At 59.0% G+C, this 19,866-nt stretch carries 16 protein-coding genes; 13 read left to right on the top strand and 3 right to left on the bottom strand.

Features of this window, described 5'->3' with window-relative positions:
• Positions 1-386: 386 nt before the first annotated feature.
• Positions 387-2,288: an aliphatic sulfonate ABC transporter substrate-binding protein gene (locus K6L24_RS11335; protein ID WP_222681469.1), complete on the bottom strand. Its 1,902-nt coding sequence runs from the start codon at positions 2,286-2,288 to the stop codon at positions 387-389.
• Between the two features lie 278 nt (positions 2,289-2,566).
• Between K6L24_RS11335 and ssuD the strand changes: the two genes are divergently transcribed.
• The 9 genes from ssuD to K6L24_RS11290 all read left to right on the top strand — a co-directional run bounded on the left by ssuD (position 2,567) and on the right by K6L24_RS11290 (position 13,250).
• Positions 2,567-3,739 carry an FMNH2-dependent alkanesulfonate monooxygenase gene (ssuD, locus tag K6L24_RS11330; RefSeq protein WP_222681468.1) on the top strand — a complete coding sequence of 391 codons (1,173 nt, stop codon included), beginning with the start codon at positions 2,567-2,569 and terminating at the stop codon, positions 3,737-3,739.
• Positions 3,740-3,749: 10 nt separating this feature from the next.
• Positions 3,750-4,841, top strand: coding sequence for a dimethylsulfone monooxygenase SfnG (gene sfnG, locus K6L24_RS11325; protein ID WP_187509198.1), 1,092 nt, complete (start codon positions 3,750-3,752; stop codon positions 4,839-4,841).
• A complete protein-coding gene (locus K6L24_RS11320; RefSeq protein WP_222681467.1) occupies positions 4,834-6,225 on the top strand; it encodes an FAD/NAD(P)-binding protein in 1,392 nt (463 codons plus the stop codon). The genes sfnG and K6L24_RS11320 overlap by 8 nt, the downstream gene beginning before the upstream one ends.
• Before the next feature lie 85 nt (positions 6,226-6,310).
• Positions 6,311-7,717, top strand: a complete 1,407-nt coding sequence (locus K6L24_RS11315) for an LLM class flavin-dependent oxidoreductase (RefSeq protein ID WP_062743334.1) — start codon at positions 6,311-6,313, stop codon at positions 7,715-7,717.
• On the top strand, positions 7,714-8,727 hold the full coding sequence (locus K6L24_RS11310; RefSeq protein ID WP_222681466.1) for a methionine ABC transporter ATP-binding protein: 1,014 nt from the start codon (positions 7,714-7,716) through the stop codon (positions 8,725-8,727). The genes K6L24_RS11315 and K6L24_RS11310 overlap by 4 nt, the downstream gene beginning before the upstream one ends.
• A complete protein-coding gene (locus K6L24_RS11305) occupies positions 8,724-9,428 on the top strand; it encodes a methionine ABC transporter permease (protein WP_062743332.1) in 705 nt (234 codons plus the stop codon). Before K6L24_RS11310 ends, K6L24_RS11305 begins: the two co-directional genes overlap by 4 nt.
• Positions 9,425-10,300 (top strand): MetQ/NlpA family ABC transporter substrate-binding protein, encoded by an 876-nt coding sequence (locus tag K6L24_RS11300; RefSeq protein ID WP_118664168.1) that lies wholly within the window; start codon positions 9,425-9,427, stop codon positions 10,298-10,300. The genes K6L24_RS11305 and K6L24_RS11300 overlap by 4 nt, the downstream gene beginning before the upstream one ends.
• Before the next feature lie 288 nt (positions 10,301-10,588).
• Positions 10,589-12,052: an MFS transporter gene (locus tag K6L24_RS11295; protein ID WP_137268589.1), complete on the top strand. Its 1,464-nt coding sequence runs from the start codon at positions 10,589-10,591 to the stop codon at positions 12,050-12,052.
• Complete coding sequence (locus K6L24_RS11290) at positions 12,045-13,250, top strand: acyl-CoA dehydrogenase family protein (protein ID WP_062743430.1); 1,206 nt, start codon at positions 12,045-12,047, stop codon at positions 13,248-13,250. The genes K6L24_RS11295 and K6L24_RS11290 overlap by 8 nt, the downstream gene beginning before the upstream one ends.
• Before the next feature lie 25 nt (positions 13,251-13,275).
• Here K6L24_RS11290 and hpxO read toward each other — a convergent pair whose 3' ends face one another.
• Entirely contained in the window at positions 13,276-14,433 is a 1,158-nt protein-coding gene (hpxO, locus tag K6L24_RS11285) for an FAD-dependent urate hydroxylase HpxO (RefSeq protein WP_118664167.1), read from the bottom strand.
• A gap of 253 nt (positions 14,434-14,686) precedes the next feature.
• Here hpxO and K6L24_RS11280 point away from each other — a divergent pair, with 253 nt between their 5' ends.
• The 3 genes from K6L24_RS11280 to K6L24_RS11270 all read left to right on the top strand — a co-directional run bounded on the left by K6L24_RS11280 (position 14,687) and on the right by K6L24_RS11270 (position 16,363).
• Positions 14,687-15,319, top strand: coding sequence for an aspartate/glutamate racemase family protein (locus tag K6L24_RS11280; protein WP_062743328.1), 633 nt, complete (start codon positions 14,687-14,689; stop codon positions 15,317-15,319).
• Positions 15,320-15,443: 124 nt separating this feature from the next.
• Complete coding sequence (locus tag K6L24_RS11275; RefSeq protein WP_062743327.1) at positions 15,444-15,890, top strand: DUF441 domain-containing protein; 447 nt, start codon at positions 15,444-15,446, stop codon at positions 15,888-15,890.
• A 47-nt stretch (positions 15,891-15,937) separates the two neighbouring features.
• Positions 15,938-16,363 carry a hypothetical protein gene (locus K6L24_RS11270; RefSeq protein ID WP_062743326.1) on the top strand — a complete coding sequence of 142 codons (426 nt, stop codon included), beginning with the start codon at positions 15,938-15,940 and terminating at the stop codon, positions 16,361-16,363.
• Positions 16,364-16,807: 444 nt separating this feature from the next.
• Here K6L24_RS11270 and K6L24_RS11265 read toward each other — a convergent pair whose 3' ends face one another.
• Positions 16,808-18,082: a Glu/Leu/Phe/Val family dehydrogenase gene (locus K6L24_RS11265; protein WP_062743325.1), complete on the bottom strand. Its 1,275-nt coding sequence runs from the start codon at positions 18,080-18,082 to the stop codon at positions 16,808-16,810.
• A gap of 399 nt (positions 18,083-18,481) precedes the next feature.
• On the opposite strand from K6L24_RS11265, the gene K6L24_RS11260 reads away from it, so the two are divergent.
• Entirely contained in the window at positions 18,482-19,816 is a 1,335-nt protein-coding gene (locus K6L24_RS11260; protein WP_425333066.1) for a D-serine ammonia-lyase, read from the top strand.
• Positions 19,817-19,866: the final 50 nt, after the last annotated feature.

Genomic DNA, 19,866 nt, shown 5'->3' with positions numbered 1-19,866 from the left:
AATAAAATAAAAACAAAGAGAGGCCGTTCACAGCCAATTTATAAGTCTGCTATAGGGAAAGATCCCATGGTGTTTTAATGCGCGAACATATCACGGTGCAAGACTGCCCGGGATGTAACGACGAATAAACTTTACTCCAGCGTAAAGGTAATTCCAAATGTAAACAGAGGCGCGACAGTTATTTAGGAATTAACCGCTGTGTTATGGATAATCGTGTTCTCTTCCTGCTTCGGATTCATCAGTTTATTTGATGTTAACAGCGAACCCGCCTTTACGTTATCTTTCTGATTTTTAACAACTCGCTGCGGTCGGATGGCCCTGTTCCCGCAGGGCACACGCAGAAGTGGTCATTTTGTCTCAGCAGATCAGCCTAAAATGCTCCCCGGTTATGTCACGCCGGGTTCATACCAGACGGCCTCCCTGACGTTAATGGCTCTGGGCAGTAAGCGCAGCGCGAAAAAACGGTCAGCAATGGTCTGCTGGGCGCGGATCACGGTCAGATCCATGCGCCGGGTCTGATGGCTGCGGCGGAGCAGCGCATGAGAGAGCGCCTGCGGCGACAGCCCGAGTTCGGCAGCCAGCAGCGCGGCGGCTTCCGCACGGTTTGCATCAATATAATTTCCGGTATCGGCCAGTGCGGCCAGCAGCGGGTGCAGCAAATCGGCTGAGTGGGCGGCAAAGTCGCGGTGCGCCAGATAAAACTGGTGGTTATTCACCCGTCCCCGGCCGTCGGCAATCACCCGCAGCTGGCCATCCTGCTCGGCATCACTGAGCAGTGGATCCCACATCATCCAGGCATCGACCGCATGGTAATCGCTGGGCGTCAGGGGATATTTGGGAGGAGCGTAAACGACGCGCACGTCATTCAGCGTCATCCCGGCCTCATCCAGCATCTGCACCAGCAGGTAGTGCACGTTTGACCCTTTGTTTACCGCAATACGCTTCCCCCCTAAGTCAGCCAGCGTTCGTACCGGGCTGTTCTGCGCCACCAGCAGGGCCACGCTTTGCGGGGCGGCAGGTTCCCAGGCCACATACCGCAGCGGACTGTTTCCCGCCTGGGCGAATACCGGCGGCACTTCGCCGGTGGTGCCGAAGTCGATCTCGCCATTATCCAGGGCATGGAGCAGCTGTGGCCCGGCCGGGAACTCACTCCACAGCACGCTGACGCCGCGATGGGCGAAGGTCATTTCAAGGGTCTGCCGGGCTTTCAGGACGCCAAGGTTGCCAAACTTCTGATAGCCGATACGCAGTTCACGATCCTGCACGACATCGCGCAGGGGGGGACGCCGTCCCGGTGTGGCCAGGCTGCGCCGGGCTTTTATCAATCCCAGATGGCCAAGATGCGTGCGCAGCGTGTTCCTGCTGATCCCCAGCAGGGCTGCCGTCTGCAGCTGATTCTCACCGCACAGCGCGAAGGCGTTACGCACCAGTGCGTCGACCATCCGCTGATACAGCGGCCCGCCGTCGCTCTGCAACTGCTGCAGAATAAACGTATCCAGCGCCCGCTCTCCCGCAGGCTGCCGTTCAGCAATGGCGGGGTTGAGCCTGAGCTGATGCGGCGAGATCAACGACTCCTTACTCAGCAGGACGGCATTATGCAGCGTGTTTTCCAGCTCGCGGATGTTGCCCGGCCAGGCATACTCCATCAGCGTGGCCAGACTCTCTTCACTGAGCCGCAGCTGCGGCCGGCCCAGACGGCGGGCATAGAGCGTCAGGAAGTGGTCAGTCAGCACGGGAATGTCCTCGCGCCGCTGGCGCAGCGGCGGCAGGGTGACGGCGGCCACGTTAAGGCGGTAGAAGAGATCTTCACGAAAGCGGCGTTCACGGATCGCATGGGCCAGGTCGACGTGCGTGGCGGCAATGACCCGCACATTGACCTTCACCGGGCGGCGGGAGCCCACGCGGGTGACTTCACGTTCCTGTAAAACGCGCAGCAGCTTTACCTGTAACGGCAGACTGAGCTCGCCGATCTCATCAAGCAGCAGCGTGCCGCCCTCTGCGGCCTCAAACCAGCCCTGATGGCGGTCAGCCGCGCCGGTAAACGCCCCTTTTTCATGTCCGAACAGTTCCGACTCCGCCAGGCTTTCGGTCAGCGCGCCGCAGTTGACGGCGACGAACGGCTGTCCGCGACGCAGGCTGTGATGATGCAGATAACGGGCGACAACTTCTTTGCCCGTGCCGGTTTCACCGACGATCAGCACGGTGGCATCGGTCGGTGCCAGCCGATCCAGTACGCTCTGAAAAGCCAGAGAAGCCGGGTCAATCAGTAACGGGCCGGGATGCGCCATGGTGTCCTTCCTGCACGGAGTATAAGGGACGAAAAGCGTATCCTGGCAACGCACCCGTGGCGAGAGGGCGAACGCTCTGTTTGCTGCAAATGCAACAGCATCCTGTCAGCCCCTGCTGCTTATGCAGCAGCAATGGTCAGCCACAATGAAATTCAATCTATTGATTTATAATGATTTTAAAGAAAAAAATGGTTGGCATGCTTCCTGCTAATGTCTTTATAACCAAAGAGAAACCATCTATCGAATAAATTCAGATATAGTTATATAGGAAGCGGATAATGAGCGAGTCAGCACAGGACAATATCAACGTATTCTGGTTTCTTCCGACCCACGGGGACGGTCGCTATCTCGGCACCACGGAGGGGGGGCGCCCGGTCGATCTGCCCTATCTGCAGCAGGTGGCGCTGGCCGCCGACAACCTCGGCTATTACGGGGTGCTGATCCCCACCGGTAAAAGCTGTGAAGATGCCTGGCTGGTCGCCGCCGCGCTGGCGCCGATCACCAAACGCCTGCGCTATCTGGTTGCCGTTCGCCCTGGCCTGCAGCCGCCAAGCCTGGCCGCCCGCATGGCTGCCACCCTCGATCGCCTTTCCGAAGGGCGGCTGCTGATCAACGTGGTGACAGGGGGAGACCCGGTGGAAAATAAAGGGGACGGCATCTTCCTCAGTCATGCCGATCGCTATCAGGTAACGCGTGAGTTTCTTGAGGTCTATACCCGCCTGCTGAAAGGGGAGAAAGTCGACTTCCACGGTGAGCATATTCGCGTCGAGGGGGCCGAGATCCTCTTCCCACCGGTGCAGCCGGACGGGCCGCCGCTCTATTTTGGCGGTTCATCCGATGAGGCCATCGACGTGGCGGCAGAGCAGATTGATACCTACCTCACCTGGGGGGAGCCGGTGGCGCAGGTAGCGGAAAAACTGGCGGTGGTGCGCCAGCGTGCCGAACAGCGTGGCCGTCAGCTCAGTTACGGCATCCGGCTGCATGTCATTGTGCGGGAAACTGAAGAGGAGGCGTGGGCGGCTGCCGACCGTCTGATTGCCCACCTTGATGAGGAGACGATTGCGGCGGCACAGACCATTTTTGCCCGTATGGACTCTACCGGGCAGGCGCGAATGAGTGCGCTGCACAGCGGTTCCCGCGACAGTCTGCGTATTGGCCCCAACCTGTGGGCTGGCGTGGGCCTGGTGCGCGGCGGCGCCGGAACGGCGCTGGTGGGCAGCCCGCAGCAGGTCGCGGATCGCATCCGTGAATACCAGGCGCTGGGGATTGATAACTTTATTCTGTCGGGTTATCCGCACCTGGAAGAGGCCCACCGCTTTGCCGAGCTGGTGATGCCGCTGCTGCCGCTGGCGTCGAACCGCGATCCGCGCCAGCGTACGATCAATACCGGGCCGTTTGGTGAAACCATCGGTGGCGACCGCCGTCCGGTTAACCCGGCACGTAGCCGCTGAGGAAGAGACGATGAGCCAACAACCGATACAATTTGCCTACTGGGTGCCGAACGTTTCTGGCGGCCTGGTGATCAGCCATATCCCTCAGCGCACCGGCTGGGACTTTGAATACAACCGTAAGCTGGCGCAGATAGCTGAAAAAGCCGGGTTCGACTATGCCCTGACGCAGATCCGCTTTACCGCAGGCTACGGGGCGGATAACCAGCATGAGTCGGTCAGTTTTTCACAGGCGCTGCTGGGGGCAACGGAAAAACTGAAGGTGATTGCGGCGCTGCTGCCGGGGCCCTGGAATCCGACGCTGGCCGCCAAACAGATTGCCACCATCAGCCACCTGTCCGGGGCGCGCATCGCCGTCAATATTGTCAGCGGCTGGTTTCGCGGCGAGTTCAACGCGATTGGCGAGCCGTGGCTGGATCATGACGAGCGCTACCGGCGCTCAGAAGAGTTTATCCGCTGCCTGCGCGGCATCTGGCAGGAGGACGTGTTTAACTTCGCCGGGGATTTCTATCGCTACCGCGACTATTCCCTGAAACCCAAACCGCTGGATCCACAGCCCGAAATCTTCCAGGGCGGCAGCTCCCGTGCGGCGCGGGATATGGCGGCGCGCGTGTCCGACTGGTACTTCACCAACGGCAATACGCCGGAGGGCATTCGTCTGCAGGTGGAAGATATCCGCCAGAAGGCTGCAGAGAACCGGCATCAGGTGAAAGTGGGTGTTAACGGCTTTGTGATTGCCCGTGACAGCGAGCAGGAAGCGCAGCAGGTACTGCAACAGATCCTCGACCAGGCCAACCCGGATGCGGTAAAAGGGTTCCGGGACGAAGTCAAAAATGCCGGCAGTGCCTCGCCGGAAGGGGAAGGTAACTGGGCGAAATCGACGCTGGAGGATCTGGTGCAGTATAACGACGGATTTAAAACCAATCTTATCGGTACGCCGTTACAGATTGCCCGGCGCATTGTCGCACTGAAAGCGTCTGGCGTCAGCCTGATGCTGCTGGGCTTTCTGCATTTTCAGGAAGAGGTTGAATTCTTTGGCCGCGAGGTGATCCCACTGGTGCGCGAGCTGGAGCAGCAACAGCAGCGGGAGCAGCATCATGGCTGAACGTCATATCGTTATCGTCGGCGGCGGCTTTACCGGCACCGCGGTGGCCATCCATCTGGCCAGGCTCGGTCACGCCGGGCTGACGGTGACGGTGATTGAACCGCGTTCTCAGCTGGCGCGCGGCGTGGCTTACGGTACCCGTGACCCGTCGCACCGCATCAACGTGCCCGCCGACCGTATGCAGCTGTCGGCGGCAGAAAAGGGCGATTTTGACCGCTGGTTCCGTGCTTCTCCGGCCTGTCAGTCTGACCCGGAAGCGCGCTGGCAGGATGGCAGCGTCTATCCGCAGCGCGGGCAGTTTGGCGCGTATGTCGCGGAACGCTTTGCCCGTGAGCAGCTGCACTCGCCGGTGCGGCTGCACCATCTCTGCGACCGCGCCGTGGCACTGGAGCACGGGGTGGTGCACACGGCCCTGGGAAAACGACTTCATGCAGACGCGGTAGTGCTGGCGATCAGTCATCCGCCCCCGGCTCTGCCACGGGCAGTGGCCCTGGCGCTGGAAGGCCATGCGGGCCTGATTGCTGACCCGTGGCGGCAGGATGCTCTTGCCGGCATCGGCCCCGGGGAACGGGTGGCGATCATGGGCAGCGGGCTGAGTATGTCAGACGTGGTGGCAACGTTACACCGTCACGGACACCAGGGGCCGGTGGTGGCGTTCTCCCGCCGTGGTCTGCTGCCACGCCCCAATCTTAGTGGTCCCTTTGACCCCGTGCCGCTGGAATATACTCACAGCGACCCGGTCACTGTGCTGGCGTGGCTGCGCCGCATTCGCCGCGAGGTCGCTGATGCCGCAGGCCAGGGCCTGCCGTGGCAGCTGGTGCTGGATGATATCCGTCTGAACGGTCAGCGCATCTGGCAGTCACTGCCGCTGCAGGAACAGCAGCGCTTTCTGCGCCACCTGCGTCCGTGGTGGGATGTCCATCGTTACCGCATCGCGCCGCAGGTCAGCGCCGTGCTGGCCCAGCAGCAGCAGTGCGGTCAGTTGCGCGTACTGGCCGCACGCCTGACGTCCGTCGCGGCCGCCGGGGACGAAATCGAACTGCACCTGCAGCCGCGCGCGGGGGAGGTACAACGCCTGACGGTTGACCGCCTGATCATCACCACCGGCCCGGCACACGGCGGGCTGCTGCACAGCGATGCGCTGCTGCACCAGCTGGCCTCCGCAGGCGTGGTGCGGGCCGATCCGCTGGGGCTGGGCATTCAGGTCAATGCCCGGTCGCAAACGCTGCGGGCCGATGGCCGGGTCAATCCTCATCTCTATGTCGCCGGCCCTGCCGCCCGTGCTTATTTTGGTGAGCTGATGGGACTGCCGCAGGTGGCCGAGCATGCCGAAAGCGTCGCCCGGCAGCTGCTGGGGTCAGAGGCGGAGCGATGTCCCGCCTGATGCCATAACGCCACGTTAATCCCCTGATAAAACATTTCCTGCAGCGGACGGGCTGGATCCGGCCGTGTAAAATTCGGAGCGTACTATGTCTTCACAACGTGAAATTCGCCTCAATGCTTTTGATATGAACTGCGTCGGCCACCAGTCGCCGGGCCTGTGGGCGCATCCGCGCGATCGCTCCTGGGAGTACAAAGACCTCAGCTACTGGACCGATCTGGCCCGGCTGCTGGAGCGAGGCAGGTTCGACGGCCTGTTTATTGCCGATGTGCTGGGCGTCTATGACGTGCTGAATGGCGATAACGCCGCCGCGATCCGCAATGCGACCCAGGTCCCGGTCAATGATCCCCTGGCGTTGATCACGCCGATGGCGATGGTCACCGAACACCTCGGATTCGGTCTGACCGCCTCACTGTCGTTTGAGCACCCCTATCCCTTTGCCCGCCGGCTGTCGACGCTCGATCACCTCACCCGCGGGCGCATTGGCTGGAATATTGTCACTTCCTATCTGGAGAGCGGCGCACGCAATATCGGCCATCAGTCGCAGACCGATCACGACGCCCGCTACGACTACGCGGACGAATACCTGCAGGTGGTGTACAAACTGCTGGAGGGCAGCTGGGAGGACGGGGCGATCCTGCGCGACCGCGAGCGTCGCATCTTCAGCGACCCGACGAAGATCCACCCGGTGAACCATCAGGGCACGTTTTTCCAGGTGCCGGGCATTCACCTGTGCGAACCCTCGCCTCAGCGCACGCCGGTGCTGTATCAGGCCGGGGCCTCCAGCCGGGGTAAACAGTTTGCCGCCGGACACGCCGAATGTGTATTTGTCGCCGCGCCGTCAAAGGTTCTGCTGAAAAAAACCGTGGCAGATATTCGTCAGCGTGCCGCAGCGGCCGGGCGTGACCCGCGCAGCATCCTGATCTTTAACCTGCAGACGGTGATTGTCGATGAGACGGATAAAGCGGCGCAGGCCAAATGGCAGGAGTACAAACGCTACGTCAGCTATGAGGGGGCGCTGGCGCTGATCTCCGGCTGGACCGGCATTGACTTCGGCCAGTACCAGCCCGATCAGGTTCTGAAGCATCTGCATACCAATGCCATTCAGTCGGCGGTTGAAACCTTCTCTACGGCCGATCCCGACCGCCAGTGGACGGTGCAGGCGCTGGCTGACTGGGTGGGGATCGGTGGGTTTGGTCCGCTGCTGGTGGGCAGCGCGCAGACCGTGGCCGATGAGCTGCAAAGCTGGGTTGACGAGACCGACGTTGACGGTTTTAACCTGGCCTACGCGGTGACGCATGAAACCTTCAGTGACGTGGTGGCACATCTGATCCCCGAGCTGCAAAAGCGCGGCGTCTATAAAAAAGAGTATCAGTCGGGGACCCTGCGCGAAAAGCTGTTCGGCCGTGGCCCGCGGCTGGAAGTACCGCACCCCGGAGCGACTTATCGTCGTACCGAATCACCCACAACCGCGAAAGACGGGGTGACGCCATGATAGAGATTGACGGGCTGCATAAGCACTATCAGGGAGCCGACGGCCGCAGAACGGAGGTGCTGAAGGGGATTTCGCTGACGGTGCCCGCCGCATCCATCACGGCGGTGGTAGGGCCGAGCGGAGCCGGGAAGTCGACGCTGGCCAGATGTATCAGCCTGCTGGAGCGTCCGGACGCCGGCAGCATCCGCGTCAACGGTGAGGATCTGTCGCGCCTGTCCGGTGCTGCACTGCGGCGGGAAAGGCGCGCTATCGGCACGGTATTTCAGTCATCGGCGCTGCTGCAGCGCAAAACAGCCTGGCAGAATGTGGCCCTGCCGCTGGCGTGGCTGGGCGTGGTGCCGGGGCAGATCCAGCGGCATGTTGGCGAGCTGCTGGACAGCGTCGGGCTGTCGGACAAAGCACATCATTATCCGGCGCAGCTCTCGGGCGGCCAGCGTCAGCGCGTTGGCATTGCGCGCGCCCTGGCGCTGAAGCCCGCCGTGCTGCTGGCCGATGAAGCGACGTCAGGGCTGGATCCTGAGGCAACCGGGGCGATCCTGCAGCTGCTGAAACAGTTACGTCAGCAGTTTGGTCTGGCGATCGTGTTAATCACCCATGAAATGGATGTGGTGCGCAGCACCGCCGATGCGGTGGCGGAAATCCGCGACGGCCGGCTGGTGCAGCACGGGCCGCTGCACCAGTTGCTCAGTACCCCAGACTCTTCGCTTTCCGCCCAGCTGTTTCCACTGCGCCCGCTTCAGGGGCGCGGCGACCTGCTGTTGGGGCTGACCTGCGCGCCACCGCTGGCCACCGACTGGATCAGCCAACTGAGCGTGCACTATGACCTGCAGGTGGATCTGCTGGCGGCACACCTGGAAGAGGTGTCAGGGCAGCTGGCGGGACGGATGCAGATCGCGGTGCGCTTTAACCAGCGCCCGCTGAACCCGCAGGTGCTGATCGACGCGCTGGCCGTCATGGGCATCCGGGCACAGATCATTGCGGAGCGTCCCCGCTTACAGGAGGCCGGATGAAAGCCATTGATGTCACCAGCCAGGACACCCCCTGGAACGAGATCCATCTGCTGATGCTGCCTGCCTACGGCGAAACCTGGCTGATGGTCGGCATCGTGATGCTGTTTGTCATCAGCCTGGGCGGAACGCTGGGTGTGGTGTTGTTCAATACCTCTCGTGGCGGGCTGTTCCCGCAGCCGGGGCTGAACCGCAGCCTGAGCTGGCTGGTGAATATCGGCCGTTCTCTGCCATTCCTGGTACTGATGGCCGCGATCATTCCATTCACCTTCTGGCTGACCGGTACCACTATCGGTATTCCGGCGGCCGTGATCCCGATGATTGTTGCCGGTACGCCCTTCTTTGCCCGGCTGGTGGAAAATGCGCTGCGAGAGCTGCCCGCTGACGTCACGGCGGTCGGGCTGGTTTCCGGCGGCTCACGCTGGCAGGTGATCGCGGGCGCGCAGCTGAGTGAAGCGCTGCCCGCGATTGTTGCCGCCATTACCCTCAACGTGATCTCAATGATCGAATATTCCGCGATTGCCGGCACGATTGGCGCGGGTGGCATCGGCTATCTGGCGGTGGTCTATGGCTACCAGCGTTTCGACAACCACATCATGGTCGCCACCATCCTGGTGCTGATCGGCACGATTCAGCTCATTCAGTTTACTGGCGACCGCGTGGTTGCCGCACTTCAACACGGGCAGGGGAAAGACGCATCATGACGCAGCCGGATTTTGAACTGAAAAAGAAGAAAGCCTGGCGCTGGCCGGCAGGGATACTGGCTATGGTGCTGATCGGCGCGGGCGTCGGGTATTTCACCTTCCAGCAGCGGCACAGCGTGACCTTTGGCTCCACGCTAAAAGTTCACTATGAACCGGCGATGGCCGGAGAACAGCGCCTGATCGACTATGTGGGCCAGCATATCGCCCCGGATTATGGCATCAGGCTGGAAGCGGTCGGACTACAGGATCCGGTGCAGGCCGACCGGGCAGTGGCTGAAGGCCAGTACGCCGCCACAGTTTATCAGCATCAGTGGTGGCTGAAGCAGGTGGTGGAGGCCAATAAATTCGCTCTGACCCCAACCCTGCCGCTGTTCCAGTGGGCATTTGGCATTTACTCGGATCGCTACGCATCAGTCGCCGATTTACCCGACGGAGCGGTCATTGTCGTGCCGAACGACGGCGCTAACCAGGCCCAGGCGCTGTGGCTGTTGCAGCGTATCGGACTGATTGGTCTTAATCCGGCGGTCGAGCCGCGAACGGCAAAATTGAAAGATATAAAAGAGAATCCGCATCACTTCACTTTTAAAGAACTCGATCTGTTAACCATGCCGCGCGCCTTAAATTCGGTGGATGCCGCTATTGGTTATGTGGCACAGTTTGATGCCGGGAAAGTTTCCCGCAGTAAAGGCATATTATTCCCGCCGGCGCCGCAGACGTTTGCCTCACAGTTGGTGATTGGTACGCCTTATTTAAATGATGAAAATATTATCAAATTAAAAAAAGCGTTTGCCGACCCACGTGTTCAGCAGTGGTTGAAAGAAACCCGCGATCCGCTAGTTCAGGGGGTGCTGGTTCCCGTATCATTAAAATGACAACACTGTAAATTATTTTAATTCAAGGGGTTATGTTTTCGCGGGTGATGCGGGGTTTTTCAGCTTTTATCCGGCTTATTTATTTCAGTGTCGTGCTATTTATATTCCCCCTATGTCAGTGATAGAGGGGGATTTACGTTATTTAATGACAAGGTTGGTTAAATTCAGCGCTAAAGGCTTATGACGTTACTGCACAATGAAATCATTTTTCCTTGTTTGTTATGACTCACCATTCTCTTTATAAACGTTGTGTTGTCTGTCATTAAAATAATAGGGAGCGGGGATAATATGAGTACATTAAATATTGACGATGGCATGACATTACCGCCATCCGATTCAACACCGGTTCGATCCGTCAGTGATGTCGCCAGGTTAATTAATTCCAGCACGCGTAAAAACAGTTATGCGCGCTGGATTGTTTTTCTGGCGCTGGGCGGCGTATTTCTCGACGCCTACGATCTGACCACACTGTCATACGGTATTGACGATGTGGTGAAAGAGTTCGGTCTGACGCCAGTCATTACCGGGCTGGTCACTTCATCGATCATGATCGGCACTATCGCCGGCAACCTGCTGGGCGGCTGGCTGACCGATAAATACGGTCGCTACTCGGTGTTTATGGCCGATATGCTGTTTTTCGTGGTCTCTGCTATTGCCGCCGGGCTGGCACCCAACGTCTGGGTATTGATCGGGGCACGGTTCCTGATGGGGATTGGCGTCGGCATCGATCTGCCTGTCGCCATGGCCTACTTGGCCGAATTCTCAAAATTTAGCGGGAAGGGCAACAAAGCCGCGCGGCTGGCGGCATGGTGTCCGATGTGGTACGCCGCGTCATCCGCCTGCTTCTTCATTATTTTTGCGCTCTACTTTCTGCTGCCTGCAGAACACGCTGACTGGTTGTGGCGCGCCTCGCTGCTGTTTGGCGCGGTTCCTGCGCTACTGATCATTGCGGTACGCAGCAAATTTATGAATGAATCGCCGCTGTGGGCCGCTAATCAGGGAGACCTGAAGGGGGCAGCACGCATTCTGCGCGATGCCTACGGCATTACCGCCCACGCGGCTGAACCGGACGGGCAGGCACCGGTAAAACCCACGCCCCCCAGGGTCAGTTTTCGCGTGCTGTTCCAGAAACCGTACCGCGAACGCACGCTGGTCACTGCCGTAATGAATATCTGTATCTCGTTTGAATACACCGCGATTGCGTTTTTCCTGCCGTCGATCCTCGCCCGGTTTCTTGGTGCGGGTGTATTTGAAACCCTGTCGGCGTCGCTGGGGTTGAATGCGCTGTTTGCCTTTACCGGCGGCCTGCTGGGGATGCGGCTGGCGTGGAAGTATCCGTCGCGTCACGTGGCCATTGCCGGTTTTGGCCTGCAGTTTATTGCCCTGATTTCGCTGGCGCTGGTGGGGCACCCGACGGCCGCCGCCGGCGTGGGGTTTGCCATTCTGATGCTCGGCCTGTGGCTGTTTGCCGAGGGCTTTGGCCCGGGGGCGCAGATGATGATCTATCCGGCACTCTCTTACCCGACCCATATTCGTGCCACCGGCGTCGGCTTTGGCCGCTCGCTGTCCGGCGTTGGCAGTGCGCTGGCTTTGTTTATTCTGCCGATTTTACAGGCCGCCTTTGGCACCAATATGTTCTGGATTGTCTCGCTGGCCGCCATTATTCCGATTATTTTCCTGCTGGCGGTCCGCTTCGAGCCGACCCGGCAGGACATCGATGACCCCGCTGAAAATGGAGATGCCCATGTCTGAACTGCCCCCTGATTACCCGACCCTTGCCGCCCGTTTCCGCCCGGTATTTGACCGCATTGCCGCTGGCGCGGTGGCACGTGAAGTGAACCGTACTCTGCCACTGGAGCCTGTCCGCTGGCTGAAGGAAGCCGGGTTTGGCACGCTGCGGATCCCCCAGGCGCAGGGGGGCTTCGGCGCCACGCTACCGCAGCTTTTCCAGCTGCTGACGGAACTGGCCGAAGCCGACTCCAATCTGCCGCAGGCGCTGCGGGCCCATTTCGCCTTTGTCGAAGACCGGCTGAATCAGCCGGACGGCGAAGGGCGGCAACGCTGGTTTCGCCGCTTTGCCGACGGAGAGCTGGTGGGCAGTGGCTGGACGGAGATCGGCAACCTCAGACTGGGAGAGGTGGTGACCCGCGTGTCACCGACGGACAGCGGCTGGCAACTGTCCGGTGAGAAGTTTTACAGCACCGGCACCCTGTATGCGGACTGGATCGACGTTTACGCGCAGCGGGAAGACAATGGCCGTGATGTGATCGCGCTGGTCAGCACCCATCAGCAGGAGGTCGAGCGTGAGGATGACTGGGACGGCTTCGGCCAGCGGCTGACCGGCAGCGGAACAACCCGTTTCCGCCAGGCGCAAGTGGAGCAGGCCCACGTGTATGACTTCAGCGAACGTTTTCGTTATCAGACTGCGTTTTATCAGCATGTTTTACTGGCCACCCTGGCCGGGATTGGCCGGGCGGTGAAGCGTGATGCGGCCGCAGGCGTTGCCAGCCGCAGACGGATCTACAGCCACGGCAATGCCACGCAGGTGAAACACGACGTACAGGTTTTGCAGGTGGTCGGGCAGATCTCCAGCTGGGCGTATGCGGTGGAAGCCAGCGCACAGCAGGCCACTCACGCCCTTCAGTATGCTTACGAGGTGCATGACAGCGCTGATGAGGCGCTAATCCGCCAGGCCAACGTGCGGGCTGAACTGGCGTCAGCGCAGGCGCAGGTGATTGCCAGCGAGCTGATCCCACGGGCGGCCAGTGAGCTGTTTAACGCGCTGGGCGCGTCGGACACCCGCACCAGTAAGGCGCTGGATCGCCACTGGCGTAACGCGCGCACCGTGGCATCCCATAACCCGGTGATTTATAAAATGCGCAACGTCGGAGACTGGGAGGTTAACGGGACAGATCCGACGTTTATCTGGCAGATTGGCAACGGGGAGTAAGGCCCCCGGCAGTGGGCCACCAGGGTTACGCCAGCGGGCCACCCTGGATGGTTTCACTCATCCCGCTCAGGATCCGCTCTCCGGACTCCTGTTTCAGACCGGCATACCACTCGGCGGTCACGGCAGGATCTTTGGCATGGGTGACATCGCAGCGCTTACGCGCTTTCAGCACCAGGTCTTTGACCCGGTCTGCGCGTCTGTGCTGGTAGCGCAGCAGGGCATCCTCTATGCCCAGCGAGTGGCTCTGTAAGGTCATTGCCAGCACCACCGCATCCTCCATGGCCGCACAGCCACCCTGACCGATATCCGGGGTGGTACTGTGGGCCGCATCGCCCAGCAGCGCGATGCGGCCCTTCACCAGCCGGGTAAAGGGTTCGATATCGTGGATCTCCACGCGGTTAGTGGTGTCGGGGTTAAGCCGGGCAATCAGCTGCTGCACCGGCGCGGCCCAGCCGGAAAAGTAGCGGGTCAGGTCGTCACGCAGGGTGCGGCGATCTTCAGCTAACCCTTTCGGCAAAGGTACGTCAAAGAAGAAGTAAAACCGATTCCCGGCAATGGGCATCAGCGACACGCGCTTGCCTTCTCCGACAAAGGTCGTCCACTGATTGCCGGGGGCCAGGGATTCATCAATCTCGACCAGCCCGTTCCAGTTGACGTAACCGGCATAGCGGCGTTCGGCAACGTAGCCCAGAACTGACTGGCGGATCACCGAATGGGTGCCGTCGCAGGCGATCAGTAAATCGCCCTGAGCCTGGGTACCGTCGTCAAAAAAGGCCGTGACACCTTCTGCACACTGCTCCACGTGACTCACGCGTTTGGCAAACTGCACCTGCTCACGCCCCCAGGTATCCAGCAGCATGCCCTGCAGTTCAGCACGTGCTACCGGGTAGGGGCGCTCACCTGCAGCCTGCACCAGCGGATCCAGACTGAACTGCGTCAGGGTTTCTGCGCTGTAAGCATCCTTATAGGCCATGGTGTGCATTGGCCCGCCAATCGCGCGCAACGCCTCTTTCATCCCCAGGTAATTCAGGCATTTGACACCGTTAGGCCAGATGGAGATCGCTGCACCGACCGGTTTGATCTCTTTAACGGCTTCGTACACTTCGCTGTCGATTCCGCAGCGTTTTAGTGCGATCGCGGTACACATCCCACCGATGCCGGCGCCAATAATGATTGCTTTCATCTGATTCTCCTTCGCCTCTTTCCCGGAAATAAAGCAATTTCCATACCACTCTCTGATGACGGGTATAAGGGCGTTGCAGACCGCGCAGCGGGCAGGGTGAAACGAAGGTTGCAGCAGGATGCAGCGCTGTAATGATGCAGTGCACCGGTTTTGTGCGTAACCGTTGCAACTTTTGTTCAGTTGTTGACGGTTACGCTGGTAATTTCTGTGATTTTTGCCAAAGTAACCTTCTGCCCCCTTCAGAGAGATGGATATGACCATTATTGCCTGCCTGCACGCCGCCCGGAGTAATATTGAGGTCTTCGAACAGGCACTGAACACGCTGGATTACGATGATGTGCAGCTGCTGCACCGCGTTGAGGCCGATCTGTTTGCGCAGACGCAGGATGAGCAGGGCGTCACGCCAGACATTATTGCCGCCACGCGCCGCGCCATTGAAGAGCTGTGTCAGCAGGCCGATGCGGTGATTGTCACCTGTACTACGCTGGGTGTGGCGGTCTGGGAGGCGGCGTTCAGCAAGCCGGTGCTACGGGTGGATGCGACGCTGGCGAAAGTGGCCTCGCGCTATCACGGTACCATCCTGGTGTTATGTACCGCCCAGTCGACCCTGGCGGCTACCACCGATCTGTTTAGCGCCTTTATACCAGGCGACCGGCTTTATGTTGAGCTGGTTCCCCGCGCCTGGGCCTGGTTTAACGCGGGAGATATTGAGGGGTACCATCAACAGATCGCCGACTATATTCAGCAGCGCCCGGAGTGCGCGCTGGGTTGCATCGTGCTGGCGCAGGCCTCCATGAGCGGCGCGGAGAAACGTGTTAACAGCACGCTGGCGGTACTTACCGTCCCTCAGGTCAGTCTGCAGGCTGCGCTGGAGGCGGTACTGTAAAACGCGCACCGGCCGGGCGGCAGTATAGGATTGCGACAAAGAGGGAAAAAACAGTAGAGTCGCTACGGAAAATGCTTATGCTGTTAACACAAGATGCTATGTCACTGATATCAGGAAGATGATAATGTTCGATCTGTCCCTCGCCATACTGCTATTCCTCGCCGCTCTGAGCTACTTCAGCCACAATATGACGGTCACTATTGCGCTGCTGGTGCTGGTGGCTATCCGCATGACGCCGCTACAACAGACGTTTCCCTGGATTGAGAAGCAGGGGGTAACCGTCGGCATTATTATCCTGACCATCGGGGTGATGGCTCCCATCGCCAGCGGAACGCTGCCCGCAACCACCCTGATGCACTCTTTCCTGAACTGGAAGTCATTGCTGGCTATTGCCGTCGGTATTTTCGTTTCCTGGGTTGGCGGACGCGGCGTGACACTGATGAGCAGTCAGCCTACGGTCGTGGGTGGCCTGTTGATTGGGACGATCATAGGCGTCTCTTTATTCCGTGGGGTGCCCGTCGGGCCGCTCATTGCTGCAGGCCTGGTGTCGCTGATGATCGGGAAATCCTGACCGGATATGCTATCCTGCCGCCATCATTCTTACAGACAGAGAAACGTGTGAGCACAAAACAGGATAAACGTAACAAACGCGCCAAACTTAAGCAGAAACAGGCGAATAAAACCCGCGCCCACGGCCGCCAGATGGATGCCATCGGCCGTCAGAACTATGAGGCGACGCCGGAGATGGTGGCACTGTTCACGACGCTGCCGGAGCTGGACGAAAGCGGTGATATGCCCTTTGTCGTGCCGGTTTACCACTGGTCGCTGGCGGAATATGGCTTTGATGGCAGCAATGACGAAGGGGATAAACTGCAGGTTGCCGCGCTGTGTGTGATGTACATTCACTGGAAAACCAGCGAGGGTGCCACGACCCTGGTGCAGAATGAGCTGATTGAAGCGGCGCTGCGCCTGGTGGAGGAGAACGAAGCCTTCATACAACGTTACCAGCAGGCTGAAGCCGAAGCGGGCATCACCAAAGCCTGAAAAAAAGGGCAGGCAACATCTGTTGCCTGCCAGTCATCCTGCCAACCCTACTTCAATGTATCCCGCGTGCGTCAAGCCGCCAGCGTGTGCTTCAGCGATCCTCCCCGGCCACAACGTTAATTTCCTCCGTTATACCTGAGCGGAATCACGATCTTTCTCAGCAGACTCACTCATTTCTATCAATGGTAATGATAGGTTAATATCATTGCTGATTGGTTGTTGCGCACAAAAAGGCGCTTTTAACGCTAACAATGCTGATGACAGTAAGGTAAAGGGAATTTAAATTCCATTTAAAATGTGAATGAAACATTAATTCTTTGAAGGGGATCAAAGTTATGAAAGGGTTGCTGGCAGCAGGTGAGGGTTTTGATAGGTTCTATCAGAGGATGAAAGGAAGCAGATAAGTACGGGTAGCGGGGCAGATCGTTCCACCCCGCAGAGGCATCAGCCAGGATAAATACCGCGATCTTTACGCGCCATCAGAATGCGTTCACAGGCCACAATGTAGGCCGCGGTACGCAGACTGCAGGATTTCTCCCGCGATTTTTCCCACACATGTACCATCGCTTCCGTCATGATCTTATCCATGCGTTCGTTGATTTCACCCTCGCTCCAGAAGAAGCTGGCCATATCCTGAACCCACTCAAAGTAACTGACGGTGACGCCGCCGGCGTTACAGACCACGTCCGGCACCACGGTGATGCCGCGTGAGGCCAGCACATCGTCGGCTTCCGGGAAGGTTGGGCCATTCGCCCCTTCCAGCACCAGCCGGCAGTGCAGTTTTTCTGCACGCTGACGGGTGATCTGACCTTCCAGCGCCGCCGGGATCAGAATATCCATCTCCACGTCCCAGAAGGCCTCATCGTCGATCACTTCTGCACCGCTGAAGCCGGCAATCTTTTTGTTGGCCAGTTGCCATTCGCTCAGTGCGACCAGGTCAATACCGGCCGGATTAAACAGGGTGGCCGTATGATCCTGGATCACCACCACGCGCGCGCCCGCATCATTAAACAGGCGGGCGGCTTCACTGCCGACGTTACCAAAGCCCTGAACGGCGACTTTGGCACCTTCAATCTCAATGCCGCTGCGGCGCGCCACTTCACGGCCGGTAATAAACACCCCGCGCCCGGTGGCTTTTTCACGGCCCAGCGATCCGCCCAGGTGAATGGGTTTACCGGTGACCACGCCGGTGATCGTGGTGCCCTGGTTCATGGAATAGGTGTCCATCATCCACGCCATCACTTTAGAATTGGTGCCGACGTCCGGTGCCGGAATATCTTTCTGTGGGCCAATAATCAGGCCAATCTCACTGGTATAACGGCGAGTCAGACGTTCAAGCTCACCTTCTGACAGGCTGAACGGATCGACACGGATGCCGCCTTTCGCTCCACCGTAGGGCAGGTTAACGGCCGCACATTTGATGGTCATCCAGGCAGACAGGGCCATCACTTCGTTAAGATCGACGTTAGGGTGATAACGCACGCCGCCTTTGCCTGGCCCACGCGACAGGTTGTGCTGTACGCGGAAACCTTCAAAGTGGCGGATGCTGCCATCGTCCATCTGCAGGGGGATATCGACAATCAGGGCACGTTTAGGGTGACGCAGGGTATCCACCCAGCGCGACAGATCACCCAGATAGGGTGCGACACGATCGATCTGTTGTAAGTAAGTTGACCAGGCCGTTTTGCTGCCTTCAGAAACGTAAGAGAGCTTTTCCATAACAAACCTTTTTTGTTTAGCGCCTGTCCGTGTGGCGTATGACGTCGCGGGCGGGTGGCGCTTAGTTATAAATACTGTAATACCGTGGATGACTCAGTACATCTCACTAAGTCGCGGATAATTTAACATCAAAAAAAGGTTTCAAAGTTTTTAAAATATTGTGAAATGCTGGTGCGTGGAAGGATTTTGACAGCCTGATTGCATAGTTAGCAGCTGTCCCCGCAGCGACCTGCTATGGTGACAGTTGGCAGGCGGTAATTATGCAGATAAAATGCATATCAGAATTTTTCTTATATTTTTCAAAAATTTGAAAGAGATCAAACTTTGGCTTTTGGCGGGCGTTGAGCGACCCGCAGCCTGCAAACGTACGCTTAGTGAACCATGACAGGAGAAGTCACCATGTTAATGGATGTTGAAAGGCTCAGGCGGGATTTTCCACTACTTAATGAGCTTTGCTCATTACAACCGGTTACCTGGTTTAACCCCGGAGCCACATCGCTAAAAGAGGCCTACCCTCATGTAGGCTTGACCCGTGAGGAAGTGGCGGATGCCAGTGCGCGGCTCCTGCGTTTTGCTCCCTGGCTGATGGAAACCTTTCCGGAAACCCGGCCATGGCAGGGGATAATTGAGTCTGATCTCTGCGCGCTACCCCAGTTGCAACCTGTTCTGGATAAACGTTACGGGCACACCCTGGCGGGCAGGCTCTGGCTGAAGAAAGACAGCCATCTGCCCGTTTCGGGGTCGATTAAAGCCCGCGGGGGGATCTATGAGGTACTGGCCCATGCTGAAAAACTGGCTCTCGATGCCGGGTTGCTGACCACCGCTGGCGATTACCTCCGCCTGTCCGGCCCGGCGTGTCGCCAGCTTTTCAGCCAGCAGCGCATCGCCGTCGGCTCCACCGGTAATCTTGGGCTCTCAATCGGTATCATCAGCGCCAGTCTTGGGTTTGATGTCACGGTACATATGTCTGCCGACGCCAGAGCCTGGAAGAAACAGATGCTGCGTGACCGTGGCGTCAGGGTGGTGGAGTATCAGCAGGATTACGGTGTCGCGGTGGCAGAAGGACGTCGCCAGGCGGCCGCCGACCCACACTGTTTCTTTATTGATGATGAGAATTCGCGCAACCTGTTTCTGGGCTACGCAGTGGCCGGAGAGCGATTGAAACAGCAGTTTGCGGCACGGAAGATTACGGTCGATGCCGATCATCCGCTGTATGTTTATCTCCCCTGCGGGGTGGGCGGTGGCCCTGGCGGGGTCGCGTTCGGCCTCAAGCTGGCCTTTGGTGACCACGTACACTGCATTTTCGCTGAACCGACGCACTCTCCCTGCATGCTGCTGGGGGTCCACACCGGTCTGCATGACGGGATAGCCGTTCAGGATTTGGGTATTGATAACCTGACCGCCGCCGATGGTCTGGCGGTGGGGCGCGCTTCGGGTTTTGTGGGGCGTGCGATGCAGCGATTGATCAGTGCTTTTTATACGGTCAGTGATCAGGAGATGTATGCGCTGCTGGGGCTGATGCAGCAGCATGAATCACTGGCGCTGGAACCCTCTGCACTGGCCGGGATGAGCGGCCCCTGGCGTCTCAGCGCCCATCCACAGCGGCTGGCGGAGCAGGGGATGGGTACGTTGGCCGGGGCAACCCACCTGGTGTGGGCCACGGGCGGCGGCATGGTGCCGGAAAAGGAGAGGGCAGAGTATCTGATGCAGGCTGAAAAGGCGCTTAATCTCTGAGCAAATGCCGGCGATAACGCTAACGCAGTGTGATAAGCGCGTTTCCGGGC

The organism is Erwinia persicina (genome assembly GCF_019844095.1).
GTDB lineage: Bacteria > Pseudomonadota > Gammaproteobacteria > Enterobacterales > Enterobacteriaceae > Erwinia > Erwinia persicina.
Note: the sequence above shows the minus strand (reverse complement) of the source record. Positions and strands in the feature narration are given on the sequence as shown.

Coding starts and splice junctions, on each gene's coding strand:
- K6L24_RS11335 (WP_222681469.1), bottom strand. CDS start 2,288: ATGGCGCATCCCGGCCCGTTACTGATTGACCCGGCTTCTCTGGCTTTT.
- ssuD (WP_222681468.1), top strand. CDS start 2,567: ATGAGCGAGTCAGCACAGGACAATATCAACGTATTCTGGTTTCTTCCG.
- sfnG (WP_187509198.1), top strand. CDS start 3,750: ATGAGCCAACAACCGATACAATTTGCCTACTGGGTGCCGAACGTTTCT.
- K6L24_RS11320 (WP_222681467.1), top strand. CDS start 4,834: ATGGCTGAACGTCATATCGTTATCGTCGGCGGCGGCTTTACCGGCACC.
- K6L24_RS11315 (WP_062743334.1), top strand. CDS start 6,311: ATGTCTTCACAACGTGAAATTCGCCTCAATGCTTTTGATATGAACTGC.
- K6L24_RS11310 (WP_222681466.1), top strand. CDS start 7,714: ATGATAGAGATTGACGGGCTGCATAAGCACTATCAGGGAGCCGACGGC.
- K6L24_RS11305 (WP_062743332.1), top strand. CDS start 8,724: ATGAAAGCCATTGATGTCACCAGCCAGGACACCCCCTGGAACGAGATC.
- K6L24_RS11300 (WP_118664168.1), top strand. CDS start 9,425: ATGACGCAGCCGGATTTTGAACTGAAAAAGAAGAAAGCCTGGCGCTGG.
- K6L24_RS11295 (WP_137268589.1), top strand. CDS start 10,589: ATGAGTACATTAAATATTGACGATGGCATGACATTACCGCCATCCGAT.
- K6L24_RS11290 (WP_062743430.1), top strand. CDS start 12,045: ATGTCTGAACTGCCCCCTGATTACCCGACCCTTGCCGCCCGTTTCCGC.
- hpxO (WP_118664167.1), bottom strand. CDS start 14,433: ATGAAAGCAATCATTATTGGCGCCGGCATCGGTGGGATGTGTACCGCG.
- K6L24_RS11280 (WP_062743328.1), top strand. CDS start 14,687: ATGACCATTATTGCCTGCCTGCACGCCGCCCGGAGTAATATTGAGGTC.
- K6L24_RS11275 (WP_062743327.1), top strand. CDS start 15,444: ATGTTCGATCTGTCCCTCGCCATACTGCTATTCCTCGCCGCTCTGAGC.
- K6L24_RS11265 (WP_062743325.1), bottom strand. CDS start 18,082: ATGGAAAAGCTCTCTTACGTTTCTGAAGGCAGCAAAACGGCCTGGTCA.
- K6L24_RS11260 (WP_425333066.1), top strand. CDS start 18,482: ATGTTAATGGATGTTGAAAGGCTCAGGCGGGATTTTCCACTACTTAAT.